General features: G+C 34.0%; 14 protein-coding genes. 10 read left to right on the top strand and 4 right to left on the bottom strand.

Going from position 1 to position 23191, the window contains the following annotated elements:
- Nucleotides 1-7 precede the first annotated feature (7 nt).
- The 3 genes from QSV08_RS16375 to QSV08_RS16365 form a co-directional block, all read right to left on the bottom strand.
- Entirely contained in the window at nucleotides 8-1015 is a 1008-nt protein-coding gene (locus tag QSV08_RS16375) for a sensor histidine kinase (RefSeq protein ID WP_324024789.1), read from the bottom strand.
- A gap of 13 nt (nucleotides 1016-1028) precedes the next feature.
- A complete protein-coding gene (locus QSV08_RS16370) occupies nucleotides 1029-3395 on the bottom strand; it encodes an outer membrane beta-barrel family protein (protein ID WP_324024788.1) in 2367 nt (788 codons plus the stop codon).
- A 187-nt stretch (nucleotides 3396-3582) separates the two neighbouring features.
- Nucleotides 3583-5442, bottom strand: coding sequence for a cation:proton antiporter (locus QSV08_RS16365; RefSeq protein ID WP_324024787.1), 1860 nt, complete (start codon nucleotides 5440-5442; stop codon nucleotides 3583-3585).
- 353 nt (nucleotides 5443-5795) lie between these two features.
- On the opposite strand from QSV08_RS16365, the gene QSV08_RS16360 reads away from it, so the two are divergent.
- From QSV08_RS16360 to QSV08_RS16320, 9 genes are all read left to right on the top strand, one after another.
- Entirely contained in the window at nucleotides 5796-6443 is a 648-nt protein-coding gene (locus QSV08_RS16360) for a universal stress protein (protein ID WP_324024786.1), read from the top strand.
- A 2-nt stretch (nucleotides 6444-6445) separates the two neighbouring features.
- On the top strand, nucleotides 6446-8668 hold the full coding sequence (locus tag QSV08_RS16355; RefSeq protein ID WP_324024785.1) for a SulP family inorganic anion transporter: 2223 nt from the start codon (nucleotides 6446-6448) through the stop codon (nucleotides 8666-8668).
- A 289-nt stretch (nucleotides 8669-8957) separates the two neighbouring features.
- Nucleotides 8958-13529: a PAS domain S-box protein gene (locus tag QSV08_RS16350; protein ID WP_324024784.1), complete on the top strand. Its 4572-nt coding sequence runs from the start codon at nucleotides 8958-8960 to the stop codon at nucleotides 13527-13529.
- On the top strand, nucleotides 13513-13932 hold the full coding sequence (locus tag QSV08_RS16345) for a response regulator (protein WP_324024783.1): 420 nt from the start codon (nucleotides 13513-13515) through the stop codon (nucleotides 13930-13932). Before QSV08_RS16350 ends, QSV08_RS16345 begins: the two co-directional genes overlap by 17 nt.
- A 160-nt stretch (nucleotides 13933-14092) precedes the next feature.
- Nucleotides 14093-14953 carry an MBL fold metallo-hydrolase gene (locus QSV08_RS16340; protein WP_324024782.1) on the top strand — a complete coding sequence of 287 codons (861 nt, stop codon included), beginning with the start codon at nucleotides 14093-14095 and terminating at the stop codon, nucleotides 14951-14953.
- A 51-nt stretch (nucleotides 14954-15004) separates the two neighbouring features.
- Entirely contained in the window at nucleotides 15005-16654 is a 1650-nt protein-coding gene (locus QSV08_RS16335) for a S8 family peptidase (protein WP_324024781.1), read from the top strand.
- Nucleotides 16655-16672: 18 nt separating this feature from the next.
- Complete coding sequence (locus tag QSV08_RS16330) at nucleotides 16673-18526, top strand: M1 family metallopeptidase (RefSeq protein ID WP_324024780.1); 1854 nt, start codon at nucleotides 16673-16675, stop codon at nucleotides 18524-18526.
- Between the two features lie 72 nt (nucleotides 18527-18598).
- Nucleotides 18599-18982, top strand: a complete 384-nt coding sequence (gene rnpA, locus QSV08_RS16325; RefSeq protein WP_324024779.1) for a ribonuclease P protein component — start codon at nucleotides 18599-18601, stop codon at nucleotides 18980-18982.
- A complete protein-coding gene (locus tag QSV08_RS16320) occupies nucleotides 18963-20591 on the top strand; it encodes a S41 family peptidase (RefSeq protein WP_324024778.1) in 1629 nt (542 codons plus the stop codon). The genes rnpA and QSV08_RS16320 overlap by 20 nt, the downstream gene beginning before the upstream one ends.
- A gap of 30 nt (nucleotides 20592-20621) precedes the next feature.
- Here the strand turns inward: QSV08_RS16320 and QSV08_RS16315 are convergent, their stop codons facing one another.
- Nucleotides 20622-21497 carry a 3-keto-disaccharide hydrolase gene (locus QSV08_RS16315; protein WP_324024777.1) on the bottom strand — a complete coding sequence of 292 codons (876 nt, stop codon included), beginning with the start codon at nucleotides 21495-21497 and terminating at the stop codon, nucleotides 20622-20624.
- A 181-nt stretch (nucleotides 21498-21678) separates the two neighbouring features.
- On the opposite strand from QSV08_RS16315, the gene QSV08_RS16310 reads away from it, so the two are divergent.
- Entirely contained in the window at nucleotides 21679-23184 is a 1506-nt protein-coding gene (locus tag QSV08_RS16310) for a S10 family peptidase (RefSeq protein ID WP_324024776.1), read from the top strand.
- Nucleotides 23185-23191 lie beyond the last annotated feature (7 nt).

Raw genomic sequence — 23191 nt, 5'->3', positions numbered from 1 at the left:
CTTCTAATTAGTTGCTTAATTTAATTATCGGAATTGAAATTTTATATTCCGTTTCACTTTCCTCTATTTGAGGTAACTCTTTTGAAAGTAATTGGTATCTCGATTTTAGGTTTAAAAGCCCTGTGCCTAAACTGTCTTTAGTTTTCGTAAAATTTGATTTTTTATTCTCTACAGTTAACCAATCTTCATCAATATCTATGACAACATGTATTTTGTTCTCACCATTTACCTTATTGTGTTTTACCACATTTTCTAGCAACGCCTGTACGGCACCAGTTGGTAAAAATTTGTTCGAAAAATCAATATTCTTATTCACATGAAAATCATAATCATCGCCGAACCTTGTTTGAATTAAGAAGATATAATTCTCTGCCAAATTCATTTCTTTAGACAACTCCATAACCTCAGCATCTTTTGTTTGAATTAAATATCTATAGATTAATGACAAGCGATTAATATATTCTTTTGCCTTTACAGTATCACTGTCTATTAAGGCATCTAATGTGTTGAGGTTATTAAAAAGAAAATGTGGATCTAATTGCGAACGTAAAAGTTTTAGTTCATTCTCTTTCTGCTGTTTTTGAATTTTTACAACCTGCGTTTGGCTTTCATAAAACTTCTTAGTCAACAAAATCCCCAAGGGAATGCCAACATTGTCTGCCCCTACAAAAAGCCCGTTAAGAATAGCTCTATGCCAGACTGGAAATTCATTACAATCATTTTCACATGACCAATAACCAGCAAGAAGTTCAATAAATCCTGTTGCGGTTAATATCACGATTGCTAAACTGATTAATGCAAAATAGTTTGGCTTACCTAATAAATAGTTTGGCATTAACCAATACAAGAACAACACAATTGCAACAATGGTCATCAAAATATAAGCAGGAATATCGATTAGGTACTCTAACAAATCATTACCATAAGTATAATATTGCCATACATTAAAAAGTGATGTTACTCCTAAAATTATACTCAGTAAAATATAATCTGACTTATTAAGTTTCGTGTTCATGTACTGCGCTGTATTAATTATCTTGTTTAATACGGTTTTGTTCGTCTTTTGAAGAGTTCTCTCGCTTATTGTTTTTTCCGAATTTTGAACCAAAGCTATAGTTCAATTGTAAAAATACATTGTTTCTTGCCCAATTAGAAACCACAGTTGCATCTACATTATCATAGCTTACACTACCGGTAAAAGGTCTTTGTATCAATTCTTCATACTCTAAACTAACCTTTAATTTATCATCAAGAAAGCTTTTGCTAATAGCAATATCCATACCGGCCATCCAGTCATATTCAATGATTCCTTCTAATCCGCCAGAGGTGTAATATCCAGATATTTCTGAATTAATTTCCCAGGGTAACTCATATTCAGCTCCTGCAAAACCTGTAAAGCTCCATTTAGACAAGTCTAATGTCGGTTCTAAATTTTCAGAGGTATATTCATTATGATTCGCTTGAACGCCAACATAACCATCTATATTCTCTATAAAATCTAATGGTGCATAAAAGCTAAAACTCCAGTTTTTGTTTTCAGCCAAGTTAATCATAGTTCTAGAGGTCTGTGCAGATGCATCGTTCTGGGTAATAATTTCAAATAACTGATCTGAAGTTTCTCTATAACTTATATTAAAGAATGGTTGGTTTTCATACGTCAAATTAAACTGATAGCTATTTGTAAATGCAGGTTTTAAATTAGGATTTCCTTCTTCAAAAGTAAACGGGTCATAGAAATACACAAAAGAATTAAGTGAGCTGTAAGAAGGTCGTTGAATACGATAACTATACGCCAAATTTGCACTAATTTCTTCTGTAATTTTTCTACTGATACTTGCACTCGGAAATAGCTTTGATATTTTTCTAGTTCTTGTCTCACCTGTAGTTGTGGCGGTACCTTCGGTATCACTTTCTTCCCAACGCAATCCGCCAGAGAAGGTCCATTTATCAACCTTTAAGTTCATTTTAGAGTAAAAAGCAAGAATCGTTTCATCTACCAAGAACCGATTGCTTTCGGCTGGTCGAAACTGAAAAACTCCCTCATTATCTTCCGTTAAAGATTGTAAGTCACTATCTGATTTCACATCAGAAAACTTAGCACCCGCATTCCATGAAAAATTCTCATTTACTGTTCGTTTATAATCGATTTTATAGGTATTAATCTTATAAGATGCATCTTGAAAATAACGTCTATTATTATATGGCAATTCTGATGCACCTACTTGATATAAATTGTTTTCATTGTCATAGCTATAGTCCACAAAATTATAATCTAGCACTAGTTTATTCTTATCATCTTTAAACTCGTAGTACGGATTAACAGAATAGATACTTCTATTTCTATCAAAACTATTATCGGTAAGTAATGTAATATCAGATGAGGTACTTGATATAGTTGTGTTGTTATTTGATATACGGTCAGAATCACTATTTACCATTCTACCGTTCACCCCGATTGAATGTTTGTCTGTTAAGTAATAATCAACACCTGCACCAATATTCGCAATAATGGGGTCAAAAGCAGATTTTGAAGTTTGTTCATAGGTTTCATCTAAGACCTTACGTGACAATGTTAAATCATCTCTTGAGGTAGATTTTCTATATCCTGCGCTTAATTGCCAATTAAGTTTGTTTTTATAGCTCGCTATAGAAGCACTGGTCGCATACTCAAATCTATTCTCATAGCCCACCATTTGCTTTACATTGCCGTGCGTGCCTAGTTTTACATTATTCTTTAAAATGATGTTTAGAATTGGTCCAGAGCCTTCGGCGTCGTATTCTGAACCTGGTTGTTGTATTAACTCTACCTTAGAAATATTGTCTGCCGGCAAATCTCTTAACAAACTTGCGGTGTCCATATAGTCGGTAGTTTTACCGTTAATGAGTATTCTAATATTGCCTTGACCCGCATAACTTACATTACCGTTGGTCATTATTATACCCGGCACTTTTTTTACTACATCTTGAAGATTGGTGTTCACCATATCTGAATTTTCAAGATCGACAATTAGCTTTTCTGCAGTTTGTTTAATTTGTGGGCGTCTACTTTTTACAACGACTTCATCTAAATTTTGAGTTTCTTCGTTCAGCGTAAAATCTACTATTAATTCTGATTGAGGTATTTGAAATTCATCAGATCTTTTGGTTTCAAACCCGAGAACAGATGCCTCTATCACATAAGTGCCATTTGCAATATTCTCAAATAAATAAGCACCAATTTCATTACTGATTACACCGGTTATAGCTTTTTCTTCACCTACCTGATAAAGAATAATATTAGCATAAGGTAACGGTGTTTTTAATGGGTCACTTATAGTACCCGAAATAGTGTTTTGAGCGATAGTAACCGCTGTGATTAGTAGGGTAACTAATAGAATTGTTGATTTTAGTTTCATGACTGGTCGTTTATTGATTGATGCCGTAAAACTATAGTCAACCTCTTATTCTATAAAGTAGATTCTGCCCAATTGGGATAAAAAAGAGGTAAAGCGGGTGTATCTATCGTAAACAGCAATCATATAAAAGATAGGTTTAGACAGAAAAAAAATATTCCAAAGTACTTAATAGGGATAAAATGCTCTATTATGGATTCTCTTTGGCTTCTTCCTTATCTGGGTCTTCAAGGGGGAACATTTTACCCAAGTATGCCAATTTGTATCCTTTTTGAATGTCTGTGAATTCTTTACTAAATGCAGTAATAATATGTATTTCTCCTTCTGGATCTATCAGAAATAAAGGAACAATATCTGCATCGGCCTTAGTTATTTCTATCAAACCTTCGTAATGCTCTGTATCGTGAAGTTCGATTTCATGTATCGCAGGATATTTTCGTGCCGCTTCGGTCAATTTAATAAAGTCGTCGGTGTGCGAAAACAATCCTTCTTTTGGGTTGTTCTCTGGATCTGACATTTCATCTGCATCTACCAATCTAAAAGAGCCATTCTCCCCAAATGCATCTTGAAATTTATCTATAGCATACCTGTTTATATCTGAGTTTGCGGTCAATGCCATTAAATAACCAATATCGTTAAGTTCGATATTATCGGTTAAATTATCAGAATAAATGTTTGCTGAAATAGCTTCTAATCCTAATTTATTTGCCTTTTCAATATTAGACTGATTATTGTCTATAAGCACTACATGCCTGTCGTTTTTGTGTAAATACTCTCCAATTAAGCGAGATACTTTTGAGGCGCCTAGAATTAAAATTCCTTCAGACTTATTAAGAAAGACACCTATTAGTTTTGCAAAAATTCTAGCTGTGGTAGCATTTAATAAAACGGTACCTAAAACAATCATGAACACTAGCGGAGTAATATAGTCTGCCCCTGGCTCTCCCTTAGCTATTAATTTAGAACCAAATAAAGAGGCAATACCAGCTGCAACTATACCTCTTGGACCTACCCAACTGATAAAAAGCTTTTCATTCAACTTTAAACTAGAGCCAATAGAACTTAAGAAAACACCGAGTGGTCTAATGATTAACACTATAGCTAAAAACAGTACTATGGTTTTCCAAGTATAAATTAATTCTAAATCTGAAATATCAATATTCGCAGCTAATAAAATGAATAGTATAGAGATTAAAAGAATGCTCAACGATTCTTTAAAATAGAGTAATTCTTTAATATTCGGTAAATTGGTATTACCCATTACCATACCCATAACAACCACCGCCAATAAGCCAGATTCATGTGCAAAAACATCTGACATGACGAAAACGCCCAATACTACAGATAGCGATACCACATTCAATAAATAATGTGGAATAAGACTTTTTTTGATTAAAAATGTTAGTGCATGTGCAAATGTGAAACCAAAGGTAAAACCGAATAACAGAATTTTACCGAACTCGATTAATGCAGTCATAGTATACGCTTGACCTTCGCCAACACTTATAAATTCATAGACTAATACCGCTGCCAATGCACCAATAGGATCAATTAGAATTCCTTCCCATTTTAATATGGCAGAAACGTCTTTTTTAAGTGGAATATTCCTTAGAATAGGGGTAATTACTGTCGGGCCCGTCACAATTATTAAGGCTGAAAACAAGAAACAAAGCTGCCATGAAAGTCCGAATAAAAAGTAGGCTGCCAATGCTGCTCCAAAAAAGGTCGTTAAGCTACCAAGAGTAATTAACTTGGTTATTACCGGACCAATATTTTTAATCTCAGAACGCTTAAGTGTTAGTCCGCCTTCGAATAAAATAATGCTTATCGCCAATGACACAAAGTAATACAAACTATCCCCAGGAAAAAGACCCTTGGTTCCGTTCCAAATTGGCTCGATAATTTTAGAATGATCTTCGGTGTATAATGTTGATAATGGACCTACAATTAAACCTATAAGAATTAATGGTAAAATTGCGGGTAGTTTTAAGCGCCATGCTACCCATTGAGCAAGTATTCCTAAAATGATAATTCCTGCAAGCTCTAGCATACATTTTATTTTGTATAAAAATAACAATTAAACGTCACTATTAACATAAAGAACGTCGTAAACAGTGCATTTTTGAGTACTAGGTTCGACAGTACCAATTCACTTGTAATTATTTAGCCCTATCTTGTTGAGCACAACATTAGAACCAACGACTTATCAAGTTATATAATTCCATTTTATTCGGATTTGCATTTTCGCCTTCACTCAAAGTAAATATACTAGAATCTAGCCGCATTGCATATTACTTAAACTGCAAACTTATTCTTCTACATGTAGGAGAAAAGACCGCTGAAAAATCTGCGAAGATTAATCAAATTATTTCTGAAACTGAACAGGCTGACGAGGCCATTGAAGTGGTTTGGAAAGAAGGTGACCCTGAGCAAATTATAACTAAAGCTTGTATCGATTTAAAAATCGATTTATTGATTTTAGGTGCTTTGCAACATGAAAATAAGTTTCAATTTTATGTGGGTTCTATTGCCAGAAAACTAACACGTAAAGTTCATTGCTCTGTTCTGCTATTAATTAAGCCAACAGAAAAAAGAGTGCCTTGTAAACATATTGTCGTAAACGGTCTAGATGCCCCCGAAACACCAATGGCCATTGAACATGCTTTTTATGTATCGAGCCTTTTGGGTGCGCAACAAATTACCATTGTTGAAGAAATTTTGCCAAAAGAAATTCAGGTAAACGTTGAAGATGACCGTTCGTTAAAAAAGGCAAATATTATTAAACAACGAATTAGACATAGAGAAGATTCTAGGGTCAACACCATCTTAAGTTCTCTACCAGAGAACATTACAAAAGGCATTAAGGTGAAAACACAAAGTATTTTCGGCAAAAGAGGATATTCTATTGGGCATTATGCCGAGGTGGTAAGAGCTGACTTGTTAGTTATGAACGCACCTATAAAAACTAGTATTTGGGATCGAATATTTCCACATGATATTGAATATATCCTATCTGATTTACCAACCGATTTATTAATAGTTAGAAAATAGATTTGACAGCTAAAAAGCAGAATAATTCAAACTTTATAGCCACGCTTCCAAAGAATTTATTTTCTGGTTTCGTTGTTTCATTAATAGCCTTACCTCTTGGGTTGGGACTTGCTCTTGCGAGCGAGGCACCGCCTATATCAGGTATTATCGCTGCAGTTGTAGGTGGTATTGTTGTGTCGATTCTTGGAGGCTCGAATGTAACCATTACAGGACCTGGAAATGGTTTGGTCATTGTTCTTTTAGGCGCGATTACGACCCTTGGTGGGGGTGATCTTTATGCTGGGTATTTATTTACACTTGCAGCTATTGTTTTCTCTGGCATACTAATGTTACTTCTCGGGTTTCTAAAAATGGGGCGACTTGCAGATTTCTTTCCGGCATCTGCTATTGAAGGTATGTTGGCCGCTATTGGTTTAGGCATTTTAGCCAAACAATTTCATATTATGATCGGGCATAATAATGAAAATGGTAGCATTATTCATCTGTTATTGCAGATCCCAGAGGGAATAATGGGTCTTTATCAAAACTATCATATCGAAGAACTTATCGCTGCAGCTATTGGTGTAATTGCCCTATTAATTATGGCGAATTACTCTAAAATCAGAAATAAATATTTACACCTTATTCCGGCACCCATGTGGATTCTGATTTTGTCTGTAGGGTTTAGTTACATATTTGTTTCATTAGGACTTCCTTATCCTTTACAAGAAGAGTTTTTGGTCAATATACCAGACAACGTTTTGTCGAACTTGGCTTTTCCTGATTTTTCAAAAGCCTTAGACCTTGATTTCATAACTACCGTTTTTGCCATTACCCTTATAGCAAGTATAGAATCTCTTTTAAGTATTAAGGCTGTTGACAAGCTTGATCCAGAACGAAGAAGATCTAATGTAAATAAGGATCTTAAAGCTCTTGGTCTTGCCACTTCTCTTAGTGGTCTGGTCGGTGGGTTAAATGTTGTAACCGTTATTGCTAGAAGTTCGGTCAATGTTAATAATGGCGCTACCAATAGATCTGCAAATATTTTTCATGCCTTATTTTTAGTCATTTTTGTTTTACTTTTTCAAGACCAATTAAGAAGAATTCCTTTAGCTGCCTTGGCGGCGATACTGGTGTTTACCGGTTATAAACTTGCGACTCCGAAAAACCTACAAAAAGTTGCTCGTATCGGTAAAGAACAGATTATTATATTTTTAGCTACCCTTTTGACCACGCTGTTTACCAACCTAATATCTGGTATTGCGATGGGTATATTGGTTACTTTCATCATACATGTAGTATTAAACAGAAGTTTATCTCTTTTTATAAATCATTTGACCAAGCCAAATATTTTAATGTTTAAAGAGAAAGATGCCGGTAATTATTATATCAGCGTTAAATATTTTGCCACTTTTCTTAATTTCTATAAACTAAAGAATAAATTAGATATCATCCCAGAAAATGAAAATGTAATCTTAGATTTTTCACACTGTAGCTTTGTGGATCATACGGTTATGGAAGGCTTAGAGAACTATGTAGATACATTTACAAAAAAAGAGGGAAGTATTGAGATTATAGGGTTAGACAAGCATGGAGCCGACTCTAAACATCCGTTTGCTATTAGAAAAATATTACCGCTCAACAAACTAGGTACTATTGAAAAATACTTTACCAAAAGACAGCGCCTTTTAAAGACCATGGCAAAAGAATATCAATGGTCTTATGAGCCAAAAAGGTCTGATAAAACTAAGTTTTTAAACAAATTTATTTTCTTTAAAAATAGAAGAGTTCCATACTACTACAACAGTTTTTACGATAATACCAAAACCTTTCATTTGTTTGATGTAGAATTTAACGAAGGAGAGTTTATTGCTAAAGAAGTAGTGAAAACTACTATTTTACATATTAAACTGAAACATAAAATACCCGTGTTTTCTTTAGACAAAGAAGGTCTTTTAGATTTTGTATACGGTATGGCGGGTTTTAAGGATATAGAATTAGAAAACCATCAAGATTTCAACAAACGTTTTTTCTTAAGCGGTGAACATACAAAAGACATTCAAGATTTATTTACCAATGAGCTTATTCTATTCTTAGAAAGCAACCCCTATTATCACATAGAAACTAACGGTAATTCTATACTTATTCTTAAAAAAGAACGCTTATTAAGTGTTAAAGAGATTAAAGCGATGCTTTACTTTGGTAAACAACTGAATCAACTTCTTTGTGAAAGTGTCTCTGTTTAACGCACTTTTGTTTTATGGTAATAACCACAATCACCCTATTTAGCTATTTTTACCCATAATTAGTTAAACAGTTTTAATCACCTCTTTTAAAAGGTTTAATTTCTATCGACATAACTATCTAGCCTATAGCTAATAAATGTGATTGCTACACTAAAATAAATCTTACAAAAAATGAAGAAAAAACACCTTTATAAGGGTGACTTTTTTAACTTCGTATACCTCGAGGATTTAAGCTGTTATTGCAAGCAACATAGTTTTAAGCGATATTATATAATTTATATTAATAAAAATGTCTGATACCAACACCCGGTCTATCTTTAAAAACCCGCTATTTTACGGGTTTTTTGCATTTTTAATTGTCTTAATCATAACTCAATTCGTTGCCTTTCAAAAACACCAGCTTCATCAAAAAACAGAACAACAAGAAATTGAGCAACGTGTTTCTAAATTAAAAATAGACCTACAAAATATATTGGGTCAAAGCTATAATGCTACTCAAACTTTAACTTTTATAGTTGAACACTATGGCATACCCGATAATTTTGATAGTGTAGCTCAACTATTATTAAATAGTAACAATAGTATTGATGCATTAGAGCTAGTAAATAAAGAAGGTGTAATAACACACGTATACCCCTTAAAGGGAAATGAAGTTTTAGGACTGAACATTTTAAAAGATCCTGACAATAAATTTGGTGCTATAACTACCATTGAAAAAAAAGATTACTACACCGCCGGCCCTATATACTTACACCAAGGGGGTTCGGGAATAATTGGTCGCAGGCCATTCTATAAAAATGGTGAGTTTAATGGCTTTGTAGCGGCAGTAGTACGCTTAAAAACAGTTATTAATGCTGTTCAATTAGACGCTATTAATAACAAACAATTTTCGTATCAATTGGTGAAAATCAATTCTGATAAAACTGAAGAAATTTTCTATTCGTCAAAGAATATTCCTAAAGAAGGTGCCACAACTTTACCACTTACAACCAGCCAAGGAGAGTGGAAATTATATGTTTATTTGAACAACTACGAAGCCTATTCAATTACCTTATTGTTTTCTATTTTAGGCATTATTCTTTCTTTAGTATGTGGCCTACTTTCGTGGTTTCTAATGCGACAACCTGCAAAGTTGAATACATTGGTAGATGAGAAAACAGCTCTATTAAAAGATAGCAGAGAACGCTACAAATTATTAATTGAAGGGGCTTCAGATGGTATATTTTTAGTTGATTTTGACGGAAATATAGTAGATGCGAATCCTTATGGTTTGCAGATGTTTGGTTATACTAAAGAAGATTTGTTAACGAAGCATTTATTAGATATAACCATCAAAGAAGATACTGAAAAAAGACCTCCGCGTTATAAAGAAATGCGTGAAGGGCAAACAGTAAGGTCTGAAAGAAGATTAGTTAAAAAAGATGGAAGTCTGTTTTATGGAGAAGTAAGTGCCAAAAAGCTTAACAACAAGACTATTTTAGGTATTGTAAGAGATGTTTCTGAAAGAAAAGAGCTTGAAATAGTTGCTGAAGAAAACTTGGTAAGATTCGAAAAAGCCTATAACAATAGATTTGTAGGTATGGTTATAAGAGACCATATGAACCGCTTTGTAGATGCCAACCCCTATTTTTTAAATTTAATAGGATACTCCCTCGAGGAAATTAAAGGTAAAACTATCGCAGAATTAGGATTGATTAATACAAATGAAGCTTCAAAATCAAACCCGGCAATAAATGTACTTGCTAGTTCTGAGAGAATAGATAAAATTGAGATTGAATTCATAACTAAAAATGGAGCGGTACTGCACTTAATTACATCTGTAGAACCCTATGAATATTTAAGCAACACATTTACATTAAGTACTTATGTTGACCAAACTCAAGCCAAAAAGGCAAGCCTAGAAATTATTGAAAGTGAGAAAAAATATAAACAATTTACAGAGCGTATTTCAGATGCCTTTGTCGCTTTTGATAGTGAATGGCGCTTTATAGATATTAACGCAAAAGCTGCTGAAATAGTCGGTATTAACATTGAAGAAATGCTGGGCAAAAATGTATGGGATGAATTCCCCGATTTTAAAAATTCTGAAGGCCATACTATTTTTAAAGATGTAATGGCTAAGCAAGTTTATACCCATTTTGAACAATACCACGAGAAATCTAATCTGTGGATTGAAAATCACCTTTACCCTTCGCCCAACGGACTTTCTATATACTTTAGAGACATTACCAACAGTAAAAAAGCTGACCAAGAAAAACAAAAATTAGTTTCTATAATAGAAAATAGTCCCGGTTTTATTGGCTTAGCTACTTTAACCGGCGAGCCTTTGTTTATGAATGATGCAGGTAAAAAAATGGTTAATTTACCAAGTAATGTCAATTTTAAAAACACTACAATATTTGATTATTTTGAAGACGACTATAAAGACGTTATAGAAAACACCCACTTGCCAACCATAATGAAAAAAGGTGTTTGGACAGGAGAGGTTCCGCTTAAGAACTTTAAAACCAAAAAATCAATTCCCTTAGAATTTTCGGGGTTCTTAATTAAAGACAAAACAACAAAACAACCAATTGCGATAGGTTCAATTGGTTTCGATTTAACAGAAAGTAAAAAAACACAACAAGAGATTTTGACCCTTAAAAACCAGATGGATTCTGCTATTCGAATTGGTAAAATTGGGTATTGGGATTTTAGTCCGGTAACAAGAATCTTCAATTGTTCCCCTTTAATGTATTCCATATTTGATGTTGATATAGATTCGGTTCTATCCTTGCCATTTCTTGAAAATATAATTCATCCAGAAGATGTTGAATTACACAGAAATCATATTAAAGAACTAATTCTTCATAAAAAATCGCTTACTTTTTCTTATCGAATAATTGTTAGAGATTCCTCTATTAAATATTTAATGGTAGAGGTAGAGGTGGTTCGAGACTCTAATAATATGGCGGTAGATTTTAGAGGTACCGTAATAGATATAACAGAACAAAAAAAGGCAGATTCTAAAATTTTAGAACTAAAGAACAGAATGGATGCCGCCATGAGAATTGGTAAAATTGGGTATTGGGATTTTGATTTTAATACAAGAGTTCTCAATTGGTCACCTAGAATGTTTGAAATTTATGATGTTAAACCAAGAACTGAAATAAACTTAGCTTTTCTTGAAACAATAATTCACCCAGATGATATTGTGCCCCATAGAAATCTTCTTGAAAATTTAGCACTAGAATTTGATAACAACTCTTTCTCTTACCGAATAATTCTAAAAGATGATAGTACTAAATATTTACTGGGAGAAATTGAAACAGAACGTAACAACGATGGCGAACCTATTAAATTTAGGGGCACTATCATTGATATAACAAAACAAAAAGAAGCTGATAACGAAATACTCTCGCTACAGTCTAAAATGGATTCTGCGATACGTATTGGTAAATTTGGTTACTGGTATTGGGACATGAGTGGCGATGTTATTGAGTGGTCAAAAGAAATGTATGCCATACATGAAGTTGACCCAAACACTGTAATGACCCCAACGTTATTAAGAGAAATTATTTATCATGAAGATTTAAATATTGTAGATACTAAACTTTCAAATAATAATATTGAGAACAATTCAACATCAAAACCAAATTTCTATAGAATTCAATTAAAAGACAAATCGTTTAAATACTTTTTAGCTTATTCTGAAGTAGAATATAACGATAAGGGCGAACCTATTATCTATCGCGGTACTTCGATGGATATTACCAAAAACGTATTGGCAGAAGAAGCCTTAAAAGAAAGCCAAGAGAAATTCTCTAAAGCCTTTCAAACAAACCTTATGGGTATGCTTATATTAGATGAGCAAAGAAAAGTAATTGATGCTAATGAAACTGCATATACCATTCTAGAATCTACCAAGAAAAGATTAATTGGTAAAACAATTTTAGAATCTAAAGAGGTTACCACCAATTTAAAGGAGCGAGAAAGACTTTGGGAAAAACTTTTAGATGAAGGTGAAATTATTAACGAAGAATATAAAATTGAACTTAAAAGCGGAGTAAAGAAAACCCTTATAATGTCTATTGCCCCGCTACGTTTAAAAGATCAAAATAGTTATTTGGTCAATATTTTTGATGACTCAAAAAGAAAAGAGGCCGAAGGTAATCTAGAGACCCAATTCCACGAACTACAAAAGACAAATTCTGAATTAGACAGTTTTGTTTACAGTGCTTCTCATGAATTAAGAGCTCCTTTATCTTCTGTATTAGGGTTAATTCAACTTATACAAACTGAAGATATTGACCCAAAGTTATTTCAACATTTAAATATGATGGAAAAATCTATTGAAAGATTAGATGACTTCATCAAAGACATTATCGAATACTCTAGAAATAAACATCTAGCACTTAAGTTAGATTCTATAAATTTTAGTACTTTAATCGAACATTCCCTTGAAAGTTTATGGTATTTAGAAAACACCAATAAAATAAACATAAAAGTCAGTGTTAGTGATAATGTAAAATTTGTATCAGATAGTAAAAGAATTTCAATTATATTGAATAATTTTATATCTAATGCAATTAAATATCATGATGTTTCTAATAATGATGCCGCTATTTGGATCAATGTAAAAACTAACAAAAAAGAAGCGGTTTTAATTATAAAAGACAACGGTGTTGGTATGGAAGATGATCAACTAGAAAAGATTTTTGAAATGTTTTACAGAGTCTCTTCTAAAGTAATGGGATCTGGTATTGGGCTGTTTATTGTAAAAGAAGTGCTGTCTAAATTGAATGGAACAATAGATGTAAAATCGAAAATAGGTGAAGGATCAACTTTTACTTTAAAAATACCAAATGAATCAGGTAAATAATAATATGGCTAAGGATATAAATATTTTATTGATTGACGATTCGGATGTGGATAATTTCATAAATAAAGCCATTATTTCGAAAGAGGACAATATTTCACAAATTACTACTATGACCTCTGGGCATGAAGCTCTAGACCACTTAAACAGCATTGTAGACAATACCGAAGCATACCCTGATGTTATTTTCTTGGATATTAAAATGCCAAGAATGAATGGTTTCGAGTTTTTAAATGAATACATTAAATTACCAGACACACTTACTGATCACTGCAAAATATATATATTAAGTTCATCGATCGATACTTTAGACTCTAATAAGGCAAAAGACTACCCTGTTGTTAACAAACACTTAATCAAACCTTTGGCACATCATATTATTGGTGATTTATTGAGCGAAGATTAGTTTTTTGCATGTTTACATACCATATTTGCTTTACCAACATATCAACTTATTTTCATTTTAATACCACTACACCTTCAATAAGTCTTTTAATCTAAGGGTTAAATGATAATACTTTCTTAATAATTGTAAGAACTCATACACTTTTATTATTTTGCTCCTTATGAAAATTTATCCTGTTGAAACCGGTAATTTTAAATTGGACGGTGGTGCTATGTTCGGCGTAGTGCCGAAAGTAATTTGGCAAAGAACAAATCCCGCAGACAATAACAATTTAATTGATATTGCGGCAAGAAGTCTTTTAATTGAAGATGGTGATAGATTAATTTTAGTTGATACAGGCATGGGTAATAAACAGTCTGATCAGTTTTTTGGCTATTACTATCAATGGGGCGATTTTACGATAGATTCTTCTTTAAAAAAACATGGTTTTCATAGAGATGATATCACCGATGTATTTTTAACCCATCTTCATTTTGATCATGTTGGTGGTGCCATTCAGTGGAATAAAGATAAAACCGGATATGAACCCGCCTTTAAAAACGCTAAGTTTTGGACCAATGAAAAACATTGGAAATGGGCAACAGAACCCAACCCAAGAGAAAAAGCTTCTTTCTTAACAGAGAACTTAATACCAATGCAAGAAAGTGGTCACATGACTTTTATTAATCATACAGACGGCGAGTTTTTAAAAAATAGTCCGCTAGGTTTTGATATTCGTTTTGTAGACGGGCATACCGAAAAGCAAATGCTACCGCAATTTTCATATCAAGGTAAAACTATTGTCTACATGGCAGACCTTATACCTACCGTAGGTCATATTTCATTGCCTTATGTTATGGGCTATGATACTAGACCACTAATGACAATGGCAGAAAAAGCGATATTCTTGAACGAAGCTGCAGATAACAATTACTATCTGTTTTTTGAGCATGATGCACATAATCAATTATGTACACTAAAGCATACCGAAAAAGGTGTTCGTTTAAATCAGGTTTATACGTTCAATGAACTCTTCAATTAACTATACACAATCATATTTAACTATAATTAAATTATAAAAAGTTACCCACGTATGACAAATACATATTTAAAATCAATTTTCGCACTATCAATAGCTGCGGTATTAACCGGGTGTGGAAGCACAAAATCAGTTGGAGGAAGCGGACTAGTTCTTACTCCCGTTGAAAACATAGATGCTACACCTTTAAAAATTTCTGATCTTACTACCAGTGAAAAGAATAACTGGGGCCATTTAGATTTAGTTACCGATACTATACCTGGTATGAGTGTCGATAAAGCGTACAGCGAAATCATAAAAAACAGAAAAGGAACAAAAACAATTGTTGCCGTTCTTGATTCTGGTATTGATCTAAACCACGAAGACCTTGTTAATGTATTATGGACAAATACTAAAGAGAAAGCCGGTAACGGTATTGATGATGACGGTAACGGATTCATAGATGACATTCATGGTTATAATTTCTTAGGCGAGTCTTATAATGAGCAGTTAGAATACGTTCGTATGCTTCGTTTAAACATTGGTGACGCCGCTACCTTATCAAAAGCTAAAACTAAATTAGATGCTAAATACAATGAGGCTTTACAGGGTAAAGAGCAGTATGAATCTATATACCAGGCTGTAAAAAATGCAGATGCAGATGTAAAGAAGTATTTAAAAAAAGATACTTATACCAAACAAGATTTATCGACCATCAAAACAACAGACGAAGCTATGCAGCGCAATGTTGCTATACTAAATCAAATGTTCGGTATTAATGAAACGATACCTGGTGTTCTTGAAGATTTAACCAACGGACTTAAATATTACACTGAACAACTTAATTACAATCTTAATAAAGATTTTAACGGTAGAGAATCTGTTGGTGATGATGCCTATGATTTTACCGATGTTGATTACGGTAATGGAAACCCTAACAATAGAGTTGATGACGAAAGTCATGGTACTCACGTAGCGGGTATTATCGCTGCTGAACGTAATAATGGTAAAGGTGTAAACGGTGTTGCCAATAATGTAGCCATTATGAGTATTAGAGCCGTGCCTAATGGTGATGAGTACGATAAAGATATTGCAAGAGGTATTCGTTACGCTGTTGATAATGGTGCACGTGTAATCAATGGTAGTTTCGGTAAGTCTTTTTCTCCGAATGCTAACTGGGTGAATGATGCTATAAAATATGCTGCTGACAACAATGTGCTTTTTGTACACGCAGCGGGTAACGATGGTGCTGACTTAGACAACCCTATTAACGCAAACTTCCCTAATGATCAAATAAATAACGGACCAGAAATTGCTGACAATGTAATTACAGTTGGTGCTTTGAATCCTAAATACGGTTCTGAATTAGTTGCTAGCTACTCTAATTATGGTAAGATAAATGTTGATATTTTTGCCCCAGGTACAGATATCTATTCTTCATACCCTAATAACGAATACGAATATTCTCCGGGTACTTCTATGGCTTCGCCTGGTGTTGCGGGTGTTGCTGCTTTGGTAATGTCTCAATACCCAAGTTTAACGGCCGCTCAAGTGAAAAAAATAATATTACAATCTGGTTTACCTATTAAAACGAAAGTAGTGTTAGGCAAAAACACAGGTAAAAGTGGTTCTTTAGATGAAATTTCTACTTCTGGTAAAATTGCAAATGCATACAACGCACTAGTTTTAGCTAGTAAAGTAGCTGCAGGACAGGTTAAATTATAATACTAACACACAACTCATATGACTAAATCATTTTTTACGTTTCTAACAGCTATTTTTTCAATAGGATTGCTGGCACAAAACAAGACAGATTATTGGCAACAACATGTTGATTATACCATGGCGGTAGATATGAATGTTGACAATTTTCAATATACCGGTACTCAAACCTTGGTATACACGAATAACTCACCCGATGAGTTAAAACGTGTATATTTTCATTTGTATTTCAACGCTTTTCAACCTGGTAGTGAAATGGATATTCGCCTGCAAAGTATCGCAGATCCAGATGATAGAATGACTACGCCAGAAAAGAAAAGTAGAATTGCATCGCTTACCGATACTGAAATAGGATATTTACACGCCACTTCTTTAACACAAGATGGAAGTAAGGTTACTTTTTCAGAAGAAGGAACCGTGTTAGTTGTTGATTTAGCTAAGCCGATAGCAGCTGGTGCCAAGTCTACTTTTAATATGGAGTTTAAAGGTCAAGTACCTTTACAAATTAGACGTTCGGGTAGAAATAGTGAAGAAGGTGTTGCCTTATCTATGAGCCAATGGTACCCAAAATTAGCGGAATATGATTTTGAAGGTTGGCATGCAGATCCATATATAGCTCGTGAGTTTCAGGGTGTGTGGGGAGATTTTGATGTAAAATTGACCATTGATAAAGAGTACACTGTTGGTGGAACAGGTTATTTACAAAACCCTAACGAAATAGGTCATGGTTATGAAGCACCTGGTACTAAAATCAAAAAACAAAAAGGCAAGACATTAACCTGGCATTTTAAAGCGCCTATGGTTCATGATTTTATGTGGGCTGCAGATCCAGAATATATTCATGATATTCAACAAGTACCTGACGGACCTGTGCTTCATTTTCTTTACAAAGACAATCCTGAAATTTTAGAGAACTGGAAAAACCTTCAGCCTAAAACTATTGAGGCTATGCAGTTTTTTAGCAAGAACATTGGTAAATACCCATATGACCAATATTCAGTTATTCAAGGTGGCGATGGTGGTATGGAGTATGCAATGTCTACCTTAATAACAGGTAACCGCAAATTTGGTAGCCTTGTTGGTGTTATGGCGCATGAAATGGCGCACTCTTGGTTTCAACATATACTAGCAACAAACGAAGCTAAACATGAGTGGATGGATGAAGGGTTTACTTCTTTTATTTCTAAGCTTTGTATGAGTGAAATAATGGACTACGAAACAGAGAATCCTTTTGAGGGTACTTACAAAGGGTATAGAAACTTAGCGCTTTCAGGTAAAGAACAACCACAAGGTACGTATGCGGATCGTTATGCTCTTAACTTTGCCTATGGTATTTCTGCTTACAGTAAAGGTTCTATATTTTTATCTCAACTTGGTTATGTTATCGGTCAAGATAAATTGATGGAAACTATTCGTCAATACTACGATGAGTTCAAGTTTAAACACCCGGTGCCTAACGATATTAAACGTGTTGCTGAAAAAGTATCTGGTTTTGAACTAGATTGGTATTTAACCGATTGGACACAAACAACAAATACTATTGACTATGCAATTAAAGAGGTTGCTGCATCAGAAAACAACACTAATGTTACCCTAGAGCGTATTGGTTTAATGCCAATGCCTTTAGATATTTTGGTGGTATATAATGATGATTCAAGAGAAACCTTTTATGCTCCGTTACGTATGATGCGTGGTGAGAAAACAAACCCTTTTGAGGGTATTGAAAGAACTGTTATAGAAGACTGGCCTTGGGCTTACCCAACCTATAATTTTACTATTAATAAACCAATGTCTTCAATAAAAGCAATTGTTATTGATCCTTCGCAATTAATGGCAGATGTCAATTTAGAGAATAATGTTTGGCAAGCAGAGTAGTTTCTTCTTCTAAACTTTAAGATATTTACGCCCCCACATTGGGGGCTAATTCTTTTTAATACTTCTTTTATAATGGATGCATCCTTCGGAAAAAAGGAAAAACTAAAAAGTAAAGTACTCATTACCCAGTTGTTTGAAGAGGGTAGGGGTATTTCTGTTTATCCGTTGAAATTAATTTATCTATCCGTAGAACAAAAAGAAGTGCCTATTAAAACAGGGGTTACCGTATCTAAACGAAATTTTAAAAGTGCAGTCGATAGAAATAAGATTAAACGGCTACTTAGAGAGTCTTACAGACTTAATAAAGCGCTGGTTTTTAACAATACTGATGCAAACTTTGCGTTTCTATTTTTATACCTTGGTAAGGATATGCCCACCTTTGAGCAGTTAGATCATAAAATGAAGCTCGTTTTAAACAAGTTTAAGCTACAGATTGATGAAAAAAATAATAAGTAAAAAAGTACTTGTACCCATAATTGCCATCGCTTTTCTATTTGTAGGAAGTAGTTATAAGAGTGATTTTTTTGAAATAGCCAAACAGATTGAAATCTTTACCACCTTGTTCAAAGAATTGAACATGAACTATGTGGACGAAACCAACCCAGCAGAATTAATGGATACCGCCATTAAAAATATGCTGAACGAATTGGATCCCTATACCAAATTCTTAAACGAACAAGATGTTGAAACCTATCGCATAAACAATGCTGGTGAATATTCTGGTATTGGTGCCATGGTACGTTCTTTTGATGATAAATTACTAATTATAGAACCACACCAAGGATACCCCGCAGATAAAGCAGGATTGAAGGCCGGTGATGAAATAATACAGATTGGCGATATCAAAGTAGCAGATTTTGAAGATAATGCGAGTGAGCTTCTAAAAGGAGCTAACGGCTCAACAATAAATGTTACTTACAAAAGACAAGGTAAATTAAACACTACAGCTATTACCCGTGAAGGTATCGAAGTAGATGCCGTGCCTTTCTTTAAAATGATCGATAATAAAACCGGATACATTGTTCTAGCTAAGTTCAACGCCAAAGCAACAGAACAGACCAAATCTGCCCTATTAGATTTGAAAGGAAAAGGTGCAGAAAAAATCATCTTAGACTTAAGAGGCAACCCTGGCGGATTGTTATCTGAAGCTATTAACGTGACTAACTTATTCGTACCAAAAGGAGAATTGGTAGTGACAACAAAATCTAAGGTTAAAAAATTCAACCGAGAATATCATACCAACAATCAACCTGTAGATGAAGAAATTCCGTTAGTAGTTTTGGTTAACGGTAGTAGTGCTTCTGCGAGTGAAATTGTTTCTGGTAGTTTACAAGATTTAGACAGAGCGGTAATAATGGGCGCCAGAAGCTTTGGTAAAGGCTTGGTGCAACGCCCACTTAAATTGACTTATGGTACACAACTAAAGGTGACCATTTCTAGATATTACACTTCTTCTGGTCGTTGTATACAATCGTTAGATTATTGGAACAGAGATGAAAGTGGTAATGCAGTACGTAATACTACCTTCAATGATTTTACGACCCGTAATGGTAGAAAAGTTCAAGATGGTGGTGGTATTTTACCAGATATTGAAGTAGCTACTTCTAAAACCAATGACTTAACATTGGCATTGCTACAGAATAACGTCATTTTCGATTATGCTACTAACTACCATTATGCACATAAGTATAATGCTGTTGCCGACTTTAAATTTACAGATGCCGATTTTAATGCGTTTAAGAGCTATGTAAAACAGAGTAGTTTCTCTTTTGAGACCAAAGCAGAACAAGCCATTAAAAAGGCGCTATCTGGCGATGAAAACGACTTTTTAGGCTCAGATGTTCAAGACAGCTATAAAACCTTATTAGCGAACATTGAAAAAGGTAAAATCAATGCTTTAGATAAATACCAAAGGGAGATTCAAAAGAATCTTGAAGATGAAATTGTAAAGCGTTATTTCTACCGAGATGGTTTGTACCAATATTACTTAAATAATGATGATGCTATTTTAGCAGCTACCGAATTATTAAGCAATAATTCTAAATACAACGCTATCTTAAAATAGTATTCTTTACTTAACTCTTAAGTGGCCTTTCTAATTATAGATACATGCTTTTGTATCTGAAACCTCGTAATACTCTTTGTAGTTCGTTGCTTTTGGGTCTGTGCATCCTTTTAAATTTCTAATTTTTATATTCTTGAAATCAATTGGTTGCCCTTCGCTTTGTAAAGCAATAAAACCTTCTTTCAAAAGCTTACCATCTAGTTTCATTTTTGGATCATAACCTTTGGCTACACCACCACCAATTTGTGGTTTTGTGTATTCTAATACCGTTTTTCCGTTAATGATATGCTTAACCAATGAATCGTGATAAACTACTAATTCTGCCGTTACCCATTGATCACCATAATACGTGTCGGATGTTGAATTAATACAATGTCTTGGGTCAATTTTACCTTCAAAAACTACATCGGTACCTGGTGAACACATATTCCCTGTTGGGCGTTCTACACCTTCTTCTACTCCCGCTAAAAATTGTATTTCAACACTTATGGGCCAATCTTGTTCTTTTAGTATGGTTTGTGGGTCTTGAGAATGAAACATTACTCCGCTATTCAAAATCGTATAATCTGGTGCACCTCTGTATAATTCACCTAGAAATCTATACTGTACCGTAAAATGAAAATCTGAAAAAGGTTTGTCATAATATAAATGAGAATACCTATTGTTAAATTCCCCTTCATATTTATCATACCTCACCTTCACCATATCATCTTCTGCCCTAAAGGTATCTGCATAGTTATCGCCCACTTCATAATGGTGTACTTTGGTGGTCCATCCGTTTAAATCATTACCGTTGTACATGGTTTCCCAACCATCGTTGGTTTCTTGCGAGATAATGAGTCCGCATCCTAATAAAAATAAAAGTGAAGTTCCGAGTACTTGAAATTTAAGTTGTTGTGTTTTCATGTTGATGGTGTTTGGTTGAATTATCAAAAAAAGGGAACTGATATAAATATACTCAATGTTCTGATACCTTAGGCGATGCGATTATTGAGAGATATTCCAATCAATACCAGTACATCTGTTCATTTATTATTGTTACTTTTAAAAGTACAAACTAACGACACCATCAATACTTTTACTCAAAATGAGAAATCTTCTATTACTAGCAACCAGTCTATTTTTTCTTCAATTTTTGCAAGCTCAAGACCCAAAAAAGGAAACTAAAACGAAACCCACACCAGAAGCAAAATCTTTTATAACCAAGCACAAAGGGGTTTTTGGCGGTACAGCTATAGATTACACCACAACAGCTAAAGAAACTTTTTTAACTAATAAAGATGGAGATTCTATTGCTACATTTTGGTCTGTTGCGTACACAAAAACAAATATGGGAGATGTTACCAAAAGACCGGTAACCTTTGTTTTTAATGGCGGACCAGGATCTGCTTCGATGTGGTTACACATGGGGTTCTTCGGACCAAAAATTGTAAAAGTAGATTCTGATGCAAAATCTGATGATGGCGCAGCACCTTATAATTTAGTAAACAACGACCATGGTTTACTTGATGTTACCGATCTAGTTTTTATTGATCCCGTTGGTACCGGTTATAGTCGTTTGGTTGGTAAAGGAGAAGGGAAAGATTTCTACGGATTAAAAGAAGATGTGAATTCTTTTGCTCAATTTATTAGAAAATGGGTAACAGAAAACGAACGTTGGTTTTCACCTAAATATTTAGCTGGTGAAAGTTATGGTACTACTCGTGCTGCTGCATTAGGGAAAGCCTTGGAAGGTTCTGGTCAAAATATGGCGCTTAACGGAATGATACTAATATCGCAAGCATTAGATTATGCCGGTTCTACTTCTGTAAAGAATAATATTACTTCGTTCATTACTTATTTACCCAGTATGGCTGCTACTGCTTGGTATCATAAAAAAGCAGGTCAGGGTAAATCTCTAGAAAGTTTTACACAAGAATGTAGAGATTTTACATACAACACCTATATACCTTCTTTATACAAAGGTAATTCGTTAAGTGAAGCTGAAAAGAACACCATAGCTGAAAAGCTTTCTTATTTCACAGGATTGGATAAAACATATGTTCTACAATCTAATTTGAGAATACTGATGGGTCGTTTTCAGAAAAAACTATTAGAAGATAAAGGGTTTGCTATTGGTAGATTAGACGGTCGCTTTATGGGTGATGAGGAAGATAAAGTTTCTGAAAATCCGCATTTGGGCGATGCGGCAAGTTATCAAATAAGTGCTGCCTATACTGCAAGCTTAAATCATTATTTCGCTTCAGAATTAAAGGTAAAAATGGATAGACCCTATATTACTTCTGGTGGTGGATCTAATTGGAGATGGAGAACAGTACCCGATGGAAAATATTGGGAACCAATGCCTGTAAATACTGCACCAGATTTAGGTGAAACCATGCGTAGAAATACTGCTATGAAAGTAATGGTAGCGAGTGGATATTATGATTTAATTACTCCGTTTTTTGATGCTGAATATACATTTGATAGAAACGGAATCGTAAAAGAACGTGTTGAAATGAAGTATTATGAAGCGGGACATATGATGTATACACATGAACCAGATTTTATTAATTTAAGTAAAGATATACGCGAGTTTATTACTGCAGATTAATAAAAGC

This window comes from Maribacter sp. BPC-D8 (assembly GCF_035207705.1).
Classification (GTDB): domain Bacteria; phylum Bacteroidota; class Bacteroidia; order Flavobacteriales; family Flavobacteriaceae; genus Maribacter.
This window is presented reverse-complemented; position numbering and strand designations above follow the sequence as displayed.